This is a genomic window from Pseudomonas sp. BN606 (assembly GCF_029873115.1).
GTDB lineage: Bacteria > Pseudomonadota > Gammaproteobacteria > Pseudomonadales > Pseudomonadaceae > Metapseudomonas.
This window is the reverse complement of record NZ_SSOF01000041.1, coordinates 56,366-69,672: the sequence shown is the minus strand read 5'-3', so window position 1 is coordinate 69,672 and position 13,307 is coordinate 56,366. Positions and strand designations below refer to the sequence as shown.

At 61.7% G+C, this 13,307-nt stretch carries 14 protein-coding genes; 6 read left to right on the top strand and 8 right to left on the bottom strand.

From position 1 onward, the window contains the following. Nucleotides 1–6: 6 nt before the first annotated feature. On the bottom strand, nucleotides 7–696 hold the full coding sequence (locus E8E75_RS04780; RefSeq protein WP_120651203.1) for an alpha/beta hydrolase: 690 nt from the start codon (nucleotides 694–696) through the stop codon (nucleotides 7–9). Nucleotides 697–772: 76 nt separating this feature from the next. Continuing rightward, nucleotides 773–1,564, bottom strand: coding sequence for an SDR family oxidoreductase (locus E8E75_RS04775; RefSeq protein WP_280358188.1), 792 nt, complete (start codon nucleotides 1,562–1,564; stop codon nucleotides 773–775). A 131-nt stretch (nucleotides 1,565–1,695) separates the two neighbouring features. On the opposite strand from E8E75_RS04775, the gene E8E75_RS04770 reads away from it, so the two are divergent. Continuing rightward, nucleotides 1,696–2,592 carry a LysR substrate-binding domain-containing protein gene (locus tag E8E75_RS04770; protein ID WP_120651201.1) on the top strand — a complete coding sequence of 299 codons (897 nt, stop codon included), beginning with the start codon at nucleotides 1,696–1,698 and terminating at the stop codon, nucleotides 2,590–2,592. A 372-nt stretch (nucleotides 2,593–2,964) separates the two neighbouring features. Beyond that, nucleotides 2,965–3,888 carry a LysR family transcriptional regulator gene (locus tag E8E75_RS04765; protein ID WP_120651200.1) on the top strand — a complete coding sequence of 308 codons (924 nt, stop codon included), beginning with the start codon at nucleotides 2,965–2,967 and terminating at the stop codon, nucleotides 3,886–3,888. A gap of 42 nt (nucleotides 3,889–3,930) precedes the next feature. Here E8E75_RS04765 and E8E75_RS04760 read toward each other — a convergent pair whose 3' ends face one another. Further along, nucleotides 3,931–4,245, bottom strand: coding sequence for an NIPSNAP family protein (locus tag E8E75_RS04760; protein ID WP_120651199.1), 315 nt, complete (start codon nucleotides 4,243–4,245; stop codon nucleotides 3,931–3,933). A 36-nt stretch (nucleotides 4,246–4,281) separates the two neighbouring features. Further along, nucleotides 4,282–5,445, bottom strand: a complete 1,164-nt coding sequence (locus E8E75_RS04755; RefSeq protein ID WP_280358185.1) for an iron-containing alcohol dehydrogenase — start codon at nucleotides 5,443–5,445, stop codon at nucleotides 4,282–4,284. A gap of 480 nt (nucleotides 5,446–5,925) precedes the next feature. Here E8E75_RS04755 and E8E75_RS04750 point away from each other — a divergent pair, with 480 nt between their 5' ends. The 3 genes from E8E75_RS04750 to E8E75_RS04740 all read left to right on the top strand — a co-directional run bounded on the left by E8E75_RS04750 (nucleotide 5,926) and on the right by E8E75_RS04740 (nucleotide 8,954). Beyond that, the gene (locus E8E75_RS04750; RefSeq protein ID WP_120651197.1) at nucleotides 5,926–7,230 is read left to right on the top strand and encodes an MFS transporter; all 1,305 of its coding nucleotides are present in this window, start codon (nucleotides 5,926–5,928) and stop codon (nucleotides 7,228–7,230) included. Nucleotides 7,231–7,445: 215 nt separating this feature from the next. Continuing rightward, on the top strand, nucleotides 7,446–8,456 hold the full coding sequence (locus E8E75_RS04745) for an aldo/keto reductase (RefSeq protein WP_153919735.1): 1,011 nt from the start codon (nucleotides 7,446–7,448) through the stop codon (nucleotides 8,454–8,456). An 87-nt stretch (nucleotides 8,457–8,543) separates the two neighbouring features. Beyond that, the gene (locus E8E75_RS04740) at nucleotides 8,544–8,954 is read left to right on the top strand and encodes an SRPBCC family protein (RefSeq protein WP_120651195.1); all 411 of its coding nucleotides are present in this window, start codon (nucleotides 8,544–8,546) and stop codon (nucleotides 8,952–8,954) included. Nucleotides 8,955–9,032: 78 nt separating this feature from the next. On the opposite strand, the gene E8E75_RS04735 is transcribed toward E8E75_RS04740, so the two are convergent. After that, the gene (locus tag E8E75_RS04735; RefSeq protein WP_120651194.1) at nucleotides 9,033–9,818 is read right to left on the bottom strand and encodes an SDR family oxidoreductase; all 786 of its coding nucleotides are present in this window, start codon (nucleotides 9,816–9,818) and stop codon (nucleotides 9,033–9,035) included. 226 nt (nucleotides 9,819–10,044) lie between these two features. Here E8E75_RS04735 and E8E75_RS04730 point away from each other — a divergent pair, with 226 nt between their 5' ends. Beyond that, the gene (locus tag E8E75_RS04730; RefSeq protein WP_120651193.1) at nucleotides 10,045–10,938 is read left to right on the top strand and encodes a hypothetical protein; all 894 of its coding nucleotides are present in this window, start codon (nucleotides 10,045–10,047) and stop codon (nucleotides 10,936–10,938) included. A 6-nt stretch (nucleotides 10,939–10,944) separates the two neighbouring features. On the opposite strand, the gene E8E75_RS04725 is transcribed toward E8E75_RS04730, so the two are convergent. The 3 genes from E8E75_RS04725 to E8E75_RS04715 all read right to left on the bottom strand — a co-directional run bounded on the left by E8E75_RS04725 (nucleotide 10,945) and on the right by E8E75_RS04715 (nucleotide 13,209). Continuing rightward, on the bottom strand, nucleotides 10,945–11,844 hold the full coding sequence (locus tag E8E75_RS04725; RefSeq protein WP_120651192.1) for a bestrophin family protein: 900 nt from the start codon (nucleotides 11,842–11,844) through the stop codon (nucleotides 10,945–10,947). Nucleotides 11,845–12,077: 233 nt separating this feature from the next. After that, nucleotides 12,078–12,557: a nuclear transport factor 2 family protein gene (locus tag E8E75_RS04720; protein WP_120651191.1), complete on the bottom strand. Its 480-nt coding sequence runs from the start codon at nucleotides 12,555–12,557 to the stop codon at nucleotides 12,078–12,080. Between the two features lie 58 nt (nucleotides 12,558–12,615). After that, nucleotides 12,616–13,209 (bottom strand): TetR/AcrR family transcriptional regulator, encoded by a 594-nt coding sequence (locus tag E8E75_RS04715; protein ID WP_280358183.1) that lies wholly within the window; start codon nucleotides 13,207–13,209, stop codon nucleotides 12,616–12,618. Nucleotides 13,210–13,307: the final 98 nt, after the last annotated feature.

Here is a 13,307-nt window from a genome sequence, read left to right as displayed (position 1 = left end):
GGGCGGCTACAGCGCTTTCACCGCTTCTTCGATCAACCCGAATATCTCCCTGGGGCGCGATGCCAGCGATGCGTGGCTGGCATCCAGGGTGATGGTCTTCCGGGCCTGGATGCGCTCGGCCATCCAGGCCTGGGTGGCAGGCGGGATCATCTGATCGCCGGATGACACCTGATACCAACTGGGTTTACCACGCCAGGCCGGCGCTCCGGCCTTGTCTTCGAAGCAGCGCGCGGCAATGGGTTTCTGCGTGACCGACATGACCTGGGCGTCCCGCTCGGGAAGGTCGGCGCAGAAATTGGCGTGGAAGCTGTCGCCCGCCAACCAGAGAAAACCTTCCTGATCCGGACGGATGCCGCCGGCACCTTGCGGTGGTTCGGCGCGGGCGAAGATGCCACCCAGGCTGTCGCCCTCATCCGGCGCGAAGGCGGCGACGAACACCAGCCCCACGACATTGGCTGCATGGCCGGCGCCGGAGATGACCGCTCCACCGTAGGAGTGCCCGACCAGCAAGGTGGGCCCGCCAAGGGACTCGGCGAGCTTGCGGGTGCGCGCCACGTCGTCAGCCAGGGCGGTCAGGGGATTCTGTACCGCACTGACCGAGTACCCGGCATCCAGCAGCAGGGGAATGAGGTAGCGCCAGTGCGAGGCATCGCCCCAGGCGCCGTGGACCAGCAGGATATTGGGCTTGGCAGGCATGACCTTCTCCATCGACTCAGCGGGTGCAGCACCTGCAAAGCCTAGCCGCTGGTCACCCTGGCACCTGTTCCAGCCGTCAGATTGCCAGGCTGTCCACTACACCGCCGTCCACACGCAGGGCGGCGCCGGTGGTTGCCGAGGACAGCGGTGATGCCACGTATGTCACCAGGTTGGCAACTTCCTCTACCTCGGCAGCGCGCTGGATGATGGAGCTGGGACGCGCCCTGCGGACGAAAGCGTCCACTTCTTCCCGTGCGCTGCGTCCGGATTCACGCATGGCGTCGGCGACCATCGTGGCCACGCCCTCGGTGAAGGTAGGGCCGGGAAGGATCGCATTGACCGTGACCCCGGTGCCGGAAAGGCGCTTGGCCAGGCCGTGGGAAACGGCCAGGTTGGCGCTCTTGGTAACGCCGTAATTGATCATGTTGGCGGGAATGGCGATTCCGGACTCGGACGACAGGAAAATCACCCGGCCCCATTTCCGCTCTACCATCGTGGGAATGTAGTGACGCGCCAGGCGCACCCCTGAGAGCACGTTGATCTCGTAAAAGCGGGTCCACTCTTCGTCATCGGTCTCGAAGAAGTCCACTTCGTTGTAGATCCCCAGGTTGTTGACCAGGATGTCGGCGCTGGATTCGGCGGCGAACAGCACCTCGGCGCCTGCGGCGGTTCCCAGGTCGGCCACCACTCCGCGTGCCTTGCCGCCGCTGGCCGTGATGCCAGCAACCGCCTCGTCTACCGCTGCCGCGGTACGGCCGACGATTACAACGTCGGCGTTCGCCATTGCCAGGCTGCGGGCGATGCCCAGGCCGATGCCGCCGGTGGAGCCGCTGATGATGGCAGTCTTGCCGCTCAGGTCGATTTTCATGTTTCGGGTCCTCTGAAGGGTAGGCAGCGCTGTTGGCTACCGGTGATCAATGGGGTCTGGGCGGCATCCTAGAATCGGCGTATAAGACCGTCCACGTCCTGATTCGTCATACTTAAGTCCTCGGAGGTCATGTGCTGGATCTCAGACAACTTCGCTATTTCGTCGCGGTCGCCGAAGTCGAACACGTCGGCCGCGCGGCAGAACACCTGCATATTTCCCAGTCCCCCTTGAGCCGCCAGATCGCGCAGTTGGAGGACCGCCTCGGCTTGCAACTGTTCGAACGCAGCCAGCAGCGGTTGCGCCTGACCCGCGATGGCAGGACTTTCCTCCATGAAACCAAGGCGCTGCTCAAGCACGCCGAGCGCCTGGAATCCCTCGGGCGACGACTGGGGCGAGGCGAGGAGGGCGGCCTGTGCATTGGTTACGTCAGCCATGCCATCCACGGCGGTGTGTTGCCTGAGGCGCTGCGTACGGTGCGTGAGCAGCGTCCCGGCATCCACATCGCGCTGTACAACCTTTCTGTGCAGGAGCAGTTCGAAGGGCTGCGCCAACGTAGCCTGGATATCGCCCTGGTTTGCGAGCCGCCAGCAGCCGACGACCCGGAACTGCTCGCCGCGTCGGTGTTCAGAGACCCGCTGCATCTCGCACTCCCGGCCCAGCACCCCTTGGCGGGAAAGGCCAGCATTGAGCCCGCGGACCTGCACGGGCAGGACTGGATCATGGTCGAGAGCAACCTGCTGCAGCACAAACGCGAGAGCTTCCTCGCCAGCTGCGTAGAAGCCGGCTTCACTCCGCAGATCAGGCTGGCAGCGGCCGAACCACTCAGTGCCCTGGGGCTGGTGTCCGCGGGCCTGGGACTGGCGCTGATACAGCAGAGCATCAAAGGTGAAGGCAACGAGAACGTCGTACTGCGTGAACTGCCCTGGCTGAACCAGGACATCGAACTCTGGGCTGCCTGGCACCGAGTCGATCTGCGGCCGATCGTCGGCGACTTCCGCGAAATGGTGCTAGCAGGTACGCGCGCCTGATTCCGACGTGCGCGGCCTCATCCCGAATCAGCCTAGTGCGTCGGGCCTGGGCTCGCCAATTCATCGGCGATCAGGGAGCGGTCAGTTGTCAGGTGGCACTTTTCAAACGAAGAAGACATTGAAGGAACTTCGGTGCGGAGCATCTTCATCTTCGGTACATAAAAGAGTTGTTGCGTGTCGACTCTAGCGAGTTGCTTTTCAGCCGCCTAATGAAAAAGTTGGATTACCTGATCATGCTTTGTTATCGGTCAAGCCAGGTTGACTTGCGAGTTGTCAGGTTCGTGATCTTTTGGCAATTATGTATTTCAGTGAAAGCAAAGATCGCCTGACTCTGTTAGTTATAATTCTTGCCTTTCCCCCGAGAAATCCACCATGTTCCCGTCCCTGGAAAACATCGCCGCCCGGCTTCGCCTGAAACAGCTGCGATTGCTAATTGAACTGGACAACCATGGCTCGCTGCACAAGGCGGCCGAAGAGATGGCGATTTCCCAGCCGGGGGCGACCAAGGTCCTGCGGGAGATCGAATCCATCCTCGGCATGCCGCTGTTCGAGCGGCAACCCAAGGGGCTGGTGCCCAACGACGTCGGGCGTTGCATCACGCGCTATGCGCGGCTGATCTACAGCGACCTGTCACATCTGCGGGAAGAGGTGATGGGCATTATGCAAGGCGAGGGCGGTCGGCTTTCCGTGGGCGTGATCATGGGGGCGGTGCCCCTGCTGAGCCGGGCACTGAGCCGACTGCGACAGAGGCAGCCGACGCTGTCGGTGGAGGTGGTGGAAAACACCAGTGCCAGTCTGCTCGGGCTGCTCGACGAGGGGCGCCTGGATATCGCCATCTGCCGCACCGGCGTCAGCCAAAGAGCCAGTGCTTACCAGAGCGTGGCCCTCAGCGATGAACCGTTGTCGGTGGTCGCCACCCGCAATCACCCACTTGCGGGCGCTGGCCAACTGGATATCAAGGAGCTCAGCAACTACCGCTGGATCGTCTACCCGGTAAATACGCCGATGCGCCAGGCCCTGGAACGTGAGCTCAGTGAGGCGGGCCTCGAGGTACCGCGTTACCCGCTGGAAACCTCGTCGACCTTCGCCACCATGATGCTGCTGCAAGAAGACCCGAACCTCGTAGCGGTGATTCCGCGGGAGGTGGCCGAGTTTGCCAAAGGCTTCGGCATGCTCGTGCAATTGCCGGTTTGCCTGCGCGCACTGGTCGAGCCTTTCGGCGCGGTCAGCCGCACCGGAACCGAGCTGTCGCCGGCTGCGCGTTTGCTGGTGGACGAGCTACTGGCCTGTCGCTGAGGGCGCCACGCGTAGCGCGCGGCGCCCGGCGCACTCCAGAAACTAGCGGATGGGTGAGAAGGCCGCCGGCATCAGCAGCTTGGACTCCTGCTTTATCAGCATCGGGAAGGCCTTGGGCACGAATCGGGTCAGCCAGTCCTGGTCTTCGTATAGCGCGGCGCGCTTCTTGATGCGGTCGTCCAGGCTCTCGTAGGCCCAGATGTGCACTACCTGGTTCAGCTCGCCGATCTCGGTGTACCACCAGCCCACCAGCCGGGTGTAGCGGGAGATCACCGGCAAGCCTTCGGCCTCGAAGTGCTGCAGATACTCCTTCATCTTGCCGATCTGGATGGTGTAGGTACGCATTTCATAAAACATGATCAGGGGTCCTCGGGTTGTGCCGGTCCGCGGCACTCAGTGAGTGCCGTGGTAGGCGCGGGTGATGATGGATTCGATGTCTGCGGCGGTGGTGAGGCGCGGGTTGACCAGTACGTTGCCGCTGCGCATGGAGTCGCTGATCATCTGCGGCAAGAAGTCCAGGCTCACGCCCAGGTCCTTGATGTTGTCCGGTATACCCAGGGCGGCATTCATCTCCATCACGAAATCCACCACCTTGCGCGCGGCAGCCAGGTCGTCGAGGCCGCTGGTGTCCTGGCCCATGGCGATGGCGATGTCGCGGAACTTCTCCGGACAGGCCGGCAGGTTGAAGCCGATCACGTAGGGCAGCAGCGTGGCGTTGGCAATGCCATGGGGAATGTTGAAGACGCCGCCGAAGGTGTGGGAAATCGCATGCACATTGCCCAGCTTCGACTGGGCGAAGGCGACGCCAGCGAGGAAGGAGCCCAGCAGCATGCTTTCCCGGGCCTCGCTGTCGTTGCCAACGAAGTAGGCCTTGCGCAGGCTGCTGCTGATCATGCGGATTGCCTGGATCGCCAGGGCCTGGCTGACCGGGTTGGCCTGCTTGGAGACGTAGGATTCGATGGCGTGGGTCAGCGCATCCATGCCGGTTGCGGCGGTAATGGCCGGCGGCAGCTTCCAGGTCAGTTCAGCGTCGAGTATCGCCAGCTTGGGAAACAGCAGCGGGCTGATGATGACCGTCTTGAACAGCGTCTGCTTGTTGGTAAATACCGTGGATGCCGTGCATTCGCTGCCGGTACCGGACGTGGTCGGGATAGCGAAGATCGGCAGGGGGACGTTCGGGAGACGGTCATAGCCCTCGTAGTCCAGGATGTTGCCGCTGTTGGTGGCCATGGCTGCAACACCCTTGGCGGTGTCGATGCTGCTGCCTCCGCCGACACCTATCACTGCGTCGCAACCGTTCTCCCGGAGGAAGGCCACGGCCTGGTCGAGCACCTCGGTACTAGGGTTGGGCTCGACGCCGGAAAACACCTCGTAGGGGATCTGTGCGTCGACCAGGGATTGGAAGAAACCTTCGAGAACACCTGACTTGATCAGGCCTTCATCGGTAATGACCAGCAGCTTTTCGCGCAGGTAGGGCTTGAGCAGTTGGCCAGCCTTGTGGGCCAGGCCGTTGCCGGATTTCAGGATAGTGGGGAAGTAGAACTGGAAATGGTTCATGGCAGCCTCGTGAGCAATCCGCCAGGGCAGGGGTGAGCCGTGCCGGCGACGTCAGGTACGAAAGGTTCGGATCAGGCCAGCGAAACCGGCAGCAGATGAAGGGCGGGTGAAAGGCGCTCTGCACTCATGGTTTTTCCCTTTTTTGTTGGTCGAGTGTTGTGGGTTGGGGAAGGGCAACTTCGAGATGGAAGCTACAAATCCGTGCCCGCACTTCCAAATGAAAAGAGCTGATCTGCAGATAACCGAAAGTTATCCGCCATGAGTTGTCTTCGTTGCTTTACGGGGGATTCAGATTGTTCTGGAAGATGATCAGGATCGGTTATCTCCCAATCATGAAGTCTCATTAGGCAGGGACGGCTTTGTGAATTAAAAAGTTGTTCCGCCCACTCCTCCATTCCTCTTTCGCGCTGACTAGCCACTCCGTTCCAGTGGGCTGGTGTGACCTTTCTCGACCCGACAATCACAAAAATGAGACGAACCATGAAAACACCGTCCCCTGAAGCGATTTCCGTGCAAGCGGTGGATGCACTCCGGCCCACCAACGTGCGCTGGCGCATCTTCCTGATCATGCTGCTGCTCACTGCCATCAACTACATCGACCGGGCGTCGTTGTCGGTGGCCCTGCCGCTGATCGCTCCTGAGTTCAATCTCTCGCCGGCCATGGAAGGTCTGCTGCTAAGCGCATTCTTCTGGTCCTATGCGTTGATGCAGATTCCCGGCGGCCTGCTGCTGGACCGCTACCAGACCCGCGGGATCATCGGCGTCGCTACCGTTGCCTGGGGGCTGTTCCAGGCCCTGGGCGCGGCGTCGCATAACTGGCTGGTGCTACTGGCCACGCGTATCGGCCTGGGCGTTGCCGAATCACCGATCATGCCGGCGGGCGCCAAGCTCAATGGCGCCTGGCTAACCCCGAACGAGCGCGGTCGAGGTGCAGTCCTGGTGGATGGCGGCGCGCCGTTGGGAAGCGCCCTGGGCGCCATCATCATTTCCGGACTGATCGCCTGGCTGGGCTCCTGGCGGATGGCCTTTGTGGTGGCAGGCGTCGGCACCGTCCTCGCCGGGGTCCTGGCGTGGAAGTACATCCGCAATCATCCGAGCGAGCATGCTGGCGTCAACGAGGCCGAGCTGGAGCACATCACTTCGGCCAACGCCAATGCCCAGCGTGGGCGTCGTGAACACAACCCACCCCTGCGCGTGTTGCTCAAGGATCGCTCCATTCTCGCCATGTTCGCGGGATACAGCTGTGTTCTCAGCGTCTTCTACGGGCTGCTGACCTGGATGCCGAGCTACCTGCACAAGGCCCACGGCCTGGACATCTCGGCGATGGGTGGCGCGACGTTCCTGATCTTCATGTGCGGCTTCGTGGGTGAGCTGATCGGCGGCTGGATCGGCGATCGCTGGAAGTCCGCTGGTGCCTCGCCGAACCTGGTGATGCGCAGCATGTTCAGCGGCTCGGCCCTGGTGGCAGCTGCCTGCATCCTGGGGGCGGCTTACGTTTCGAGCGCGCCGCTGGTGATCGGTCTGCTCTGTGTGGCGATGTTCTTCATCCGGTGGTGCGGCATGTACTGGTGCCTGCCCGCGATCATCGGCGGCCCGGCGAAAACCGGCGTGCTGGCCGGCACCATGAACTTCTGTGGAAACATGGCCGGTGTTGTAGTGCCCATCCTGATCGGTCTTATCGTGGAGTTCAGTGGCTCCTACTTCCTCGCCCTGATCTTCTTCGTGGTGATGGCGGCGCTGCTGGCGCTCTTCTCCAGCTTGATCGACTACCGGGAGCGCACCTGAACGGGGCGCGCGTCCGGGTTCCTGACTCCGTTTCATGCCTTGGCTGCGCGGCCCGTCCGGATAACGGCGCCGCGCAGTCGCGTTCTGAAGGCGAAAGACCTCGCAGGTCTCAACTGTGTCGAATTATGACTTGGACGGTCTCATGTGGCTGCCCATAGGATGAGCCCACAGGAGAACGAACCGACTCCTTCAACCACTGAATCAGGAGAAGCCCCATGAACCTCAAGTCTCTGATCACTCATCCCCTTGGCTTCGGTACTGCTCCGCTGGGCAACATGTTCCGCGCAGTGACCGAGGAAGAGGTCAAGGCCACCGTCGATGCTGCCTGGAACAACGGTGTGCGCTACTTCGACACGGCACCGTTTTACGGCGCCGGCCTCTCCGAATCCCGCCTGGGCGCCGCCCTGGCCGGTCGCCCGCGTGATCAATATGTGCTGAGCAGCAAGGTTGGCCGCATCATCCTCGACGAACTGGAGGACCCGGCCAGCCGCGAACTGGGTGAAAAGAGCGGGCTGTTCGAGCACGGCAACAAGAACCGCATCGTCAACGACTACACAGCCGATGGCACCCTGCGTGCCATCGAAGGAAGCCTCAAGCGCCTGCAGACAGACCGCCTGGATATCGTCTGGATCCATGACATCGCCCAGGACTTCTACGGCGATGAGTGGCTCGAGCGCTTCGAGACTGCGCGCAAAGGTGCCTTCCGAGTCCTGACCCGATTGCGGGAAGAGGGTGTGATCAAAGCCTGGGGCCTGGGTGTTAACCGTGTCGAACCCATCGAACTCACTCTCGACCTCGAAGAGCCGCAACCCGATGGCTTCCTCCTTGCCGGTCGCTATTCGTTGCTGGATCACGAGCGTGCACTGCAACGGGTGATGCCGGCGGCGGCTGCGCAAGGCGTCGGGATCGTGGTCGGTGGCCCTTACAGCTCCGGCGTGACTGCCGGTGGTGAGCATTTCGAGTACCAGAAGGCGCAGGCTCCGGTTCTGGCCAAGCTCGAACGCATCCGCCACGTGGCGCAGCATCATGGTGTCGACATCAAGGCAGCCGCCCTGCAATTTGCCTTGGCAAACCCTGCTGTGGTGGCGGTGATTCCTGGTTCCACCCGGGTGCTGCACGCCAATGAGGATCATGCCGCCCTGTCGGCCTCGATTCCGGCGGCCTTCTGGCAAGCGCTGCGCGAGCAGGGCCTGATCGCGGCCCAGGCACCGGTACCTGCCAACTAAGCACCTCGCCAGGCCCTGCGGTCAGCCGGGCCTGGCTCCAAAAATTCTCGATCGATTTCAGGGGCCAGCGCCCCGGGAGATAAGTCCATGAGCAACGCCTACGCCTCCATAGACCTTCACGTCAGCGCCGATCAGGTCTGGCAACTGATTGGTGGCTTCGATTCACTGCCTGACTGGCTGCCGTACATTCCCAAGAGCGCTCTGAGCGAAGGTGGTCGCATCCGCACGCTGCAGAGCATCGAAGGCAAGACCATCATCGAACGCCTGCTGGCTTTCAGCGAAAGTGAACGCAGCTACACCTACACCATCCTCCAGGGCCCAGCTCCGGTTCGCGATTACCAGGCCACCTTGCGTGTACTCGCCAATGGCCATGGCAGCAAAGTCGAGTGGTTCGGTTCCTTCACGCCCGATGGCATCAGTGAGGCGGAAGCCGAAGCGATGTTCGAAGAGATCTACAAGGGGGGACTCGCAGCGTTGAAGCAAACCCTAGAAGGTTGATCACTTTCCAGGTTCTGCTATCAGGCACCCTCTACAGGGTGCCTTTTCTTGTCGTCGGCGATTGTCGGTCGGGAACGCTTAGAAGGTGCCCGGATAGGCACCGCCGTCGAGCAGCAGGTTCTGGCCGGTGAGGTAGCCGCCATGAACGCTGCAAATGAACGCGCAGAAGGCGCCGAATTCTTCCGGGCTTCCGAAGCGTCCGGCTGGAATGGCGCGGCGACGTCTCTCCGCGACTTCCTCCAGGCTGTTGGCGCCATTGGCTGAGGCCTTCAGGGTCTTCTGCAGGCGCTCGGTATCGAAGGCGCCGGGCAGCAGGTTGTTCAGCGTCACATTGCACCCGGCCAACCTCTGTTGGCGCGCCAGGCCGGCGATGAAGCCGGTCAGCCCGCTGCGAGCGCCATTGGACAGGCCGAGTACATCGATTGGGGCCTTCACCGCCCCGGACGTGATGTTGACCACGCGACCGAAGCCGCGCGCCGCCATGTCGTCCACGGTTGCCTTGATCAACTCGATGGGGGCGAGCATGTTGGCGTCAAGCGCCTTCAGCCAGTCTTCGCGGCTCCAGTCACGGAAGTCGCCAGGGGGTGGTCCACCCGCGTTGTTCACCAGTATGTCCACCTGCGGACAGGCATCGAGCAGAGCCTGGCGCACCTCGGGCAGGGCGACGTCGCCAGCTACGCTGCGTACTTCGATCCCCGGATTTTGAGTCCGCAGTTCTTTGGCTGCGGCCTCCAGCGCGTCCTGGCCACGGGCGTTGATTACCAGGTTGACGCCTTCGCGAGCCAGGGCTGCCGCGCAACCCTTGCCGAGCCCCTTGCTGGCGGCGCAGACGATTGCCCAGCGCCCTGTGATTCCCAGGTCCATGTCATCTCTCCTCGAAGTGGATTCAGCGAAGTCATAGGTTCAGTAAACGCAATGGCGGCATCGGTACCGCCAGAAATCCGCGACAACGCTACAGGTGTGAAGGTGCCGTGAGGAGTTTAATCAGCCGCGCCGGGCTGATCTGTATTTTGTGCAGCCTTCTGCCGCTGTTGCCGGGCGCGGCTGACTCCTAGAGTCGGGTTCCAGCCACCCAGGAAATCCTTCGATCATGTACAGCTCGCTCGCGACGCCTTTCGAGCCGCGCGGATTCCAGTCGCGCATTTACGCCGGAGACATTCTCCGCTTCAGCGGGCAGGCCGCCATGGAGCAGTTGGTGGCCCTCTCTCGCGACCTGCTGGAGGCGCGCCTGTATCCCCACCGCCCGGAGCACATCCATCTGCATCTTTCCCACGCTCGGCAAACCCAATGCTTTGCGCAGTGCCAGCAGGAGTTCATCCGTTCGACGGAGGTGCAAACGCTCTGGCGCGATCTGCTGGAGGGGCTGGGCTTCGAGGTCGAGCATCTTGCCTGCGATCGGCTGCATTTGCGCTTCCAGCCACATCAGCAACCCGGTGAAGTCGCTCCGCGCTCACGCACCACGGCAACGATCGCGTTCCACCGGGACACCTGGGGCTCGAACCTCTACGGCCAGACCAACTGGTGGGCGCCGATCTACCCGATTTCGGCCGAGCGAACCTTTGCGATCTATCCGCGTCTGTGGCGTCAGTCGCTGCCCAACACCAGTGCGGAGTTCGACATGCAGGCAATTCTTCAGCGTTCCCATAGCAACGGACGCAATTCGGTGGATGCGGATGAGGCGATTCCCCATCTGCTCGAACAACTGCCGGAAGAAGGTGCGCCGGTTTTGCTGGAGCCGGGGGAGCTGATTGCCTTCTCGGGTGCCCATGCCCATGCCGGAGTGGGCAACAGCAGCGGACTCACGAGGATTTCCTTCGAGACCCGCACGCTGCTGATCCCGGACCTGGAGGCCGGACTCGGTGCGCCCAATGTGGATGGATATGCCCCCTGGATGACGCCGGGGCTGTTTCGTCGCCTGAGCGATGGCAAGCGCCTGGATGAGTTGCTCGGTTGCCGGTTCATCGAGCCCTATGTGGCGCCCTGACCGTCGTCAGGTGAGGACGTAGTCCTGCGGCGTCGGTGCCGGCGGCAGCTCACGCTGGCCCAGGGCATCGAGAATCTCCCGCTCCAGGGTGCGCACCATGGCGTCGGTCGCCAGGTCATTTTCGTCACGGCCGAAGGGGTCTTCGAGCTGGTCGCCGATGGCATCCAGGCCGAAGAAGGTGTAGGCAACGAAGATGGTGATGATGGGTGCCAGCCAGCCCAGGGGCCCAGCCATGGCAAAGGGCAGCAGCAGGCAGAAGATGTAGCTCGTGCGGTGCAGCAAGAGGGTGTAGGGGAAGGGCAGGGGCGTGCCCTTGATCCGTTCGCAGGTGGCTTGCGCCGTGCCAAGACCAGTCAGCCGGGCTTCAAGCAGGGTGTAGCGCCATTCGTTGATCTCGCCGCGACTGGCCAGTCGGGCGCATTCGCTGCCGATATGCCGCAGGATGCCGTCGCTTGGATTGAGGCCGTAGGCTTCGGAGGGGCCGCTCAGCCAGGGACGTGCCGCCTGCCGTTCGTCCTCGTCCCGTAACCGGGCGTTGAGGGCATGGGCGAAACCACAAAGCTCGCGCAGCAGCGTCTCGCGCAGTGCTGCATCGGGAATGGTCACGCTCTGCCGGATGAACGAGCGAACTTCGATGATGACCTGGCCCCATGCCTTGCGCGCCTCCCACCAGCGGTCATAACAGGCGTTGTTGCGAAAGCTCATGAAGATCGACAACGACAGCCCCAGCAGGGTGAAGGGCATGGCGTTGACCTTGATGAACCAGTCGGGATGCAGGTTTTCGACTACGACGATGAGGCAGGCGAGCAGGGTGATCATCACTGTGCGCAGCGCGATGTGGCGCGCGATCGAGCCCTTGAGGGTGGTGAGGATGTCGAGCAGGTTGGGTTTCGGGCGGACGATCATCGGAGTACCGGGCACCAGTGAAGTACGTGTGGCGAAAGCTAAGGCGGTGCCAGCCCTTACGTCCAATCGCTGATGATGACCGATCAATCAGTGCGGTCTATCGATGTTGCTGTGGGGTGGCTGTTTGAGTGGGGGCTGCATAGATAGGGTCGATGAAAGAACGTGGCGCACCTTCGGCGCCACGCATTGGGGACATAGGCTTGCGAACGGGAAATCCCAGTCCGGGATTGCGGTCACAGCCCCAGTTCGGACAGTCCCGGGTGATCGTCAGGGCGACGGCCCAGGGGCCAGCGGAACTTACGCTCGGACTCCTTGATCGGCAGGTCGTTGATGCAGGCGTAGCGGTTGAACATCAGCCCGTTCTCGTCGAACTCCCAGTTCTCGTTGCCGTAGGAACGGAACCAGTTTCCGGAATCGTCATGCCACTCGTAGGCATAGCGCACGGCAATGCGGGTGTCGGAGTGGGCCCAGAGTTCCTTGATCAGGCGGTACTCGTGTTCCTTGGCCCATTTGCGAGTGAGGAAGGCCTTGGCGTCGGCGCGGTTGAAGGCGAATTCGGCGCGGTTGCGCCACTTGGTATCCAGGGTGTACGCCAGCGAGACCTTCTCCGGATCGCGGCTGTTCCAGCCATCCTCGGCCAGGCGGACTTTGAGAATGGCCGACTCGCGGGTGAAAGGGGGAAGCGGCGGACGAACTTCAGCGTTAGAGGACATGGAAAGTCTCCAATTCAAATAGAGGTTCAAAGTTTGAAGTTGCCCGAACGATGACTTCCTATTTACCCAGAAGCGTTTGCGCAACTTGCCGTGCGTTGTCTGCCGAGTTGTTATCACCGAGTACATGGGCAACGGTAATGGCGCCGTCGATCAGGACTAGAAACTGCCTGGCCAGGGCGTCCGCGTCGACGGCTCCATATTGCTGGCAAATCCCGAGTACGAAACCGAGCAACTTTTCTTTGTGCTCTTTGGCAACCAGGCGAACGGGGTCTTGAGGGTTACCCGTTTCACCTGCGGTATTGATGAAGGCGCAGCCCCTGAAGCCGTCCGACTCGAACCAGCCCTTGAGCACGCTGAATATCTGCAGCAGCTGCGCTTCGGGCGTCTCGGCCTTTTCGACCTCGTTTCTGAACCAGTTCATCCAGCGCTCGTCACGCTGCCTCAATACCTCTGCTACCAATTCGTCCTTGGTTCCGAAGTATTTGTAGATACTCTTGCGCGCAACCCCGGAAGTCTTGACCAGAAGGTCCATGCCAGTGGCATTGATACCGTTTCTGTAAATCAGGTCTTCGGCGGTTTCGAGAAGTTTATCTCTGACATCGGTAGTTGATTTGCTGTCCATGTGAAAGATGGTAGAACGATCGTTCTCCATGAGCAAGCCTCTTTTCTGAAAAAGGTATGAACGGTCTTCCGGTGGATGAAAGCCATGAGTTCTCGGCTTCATCCATCGCTGCCGAAGTGTAATTCCGT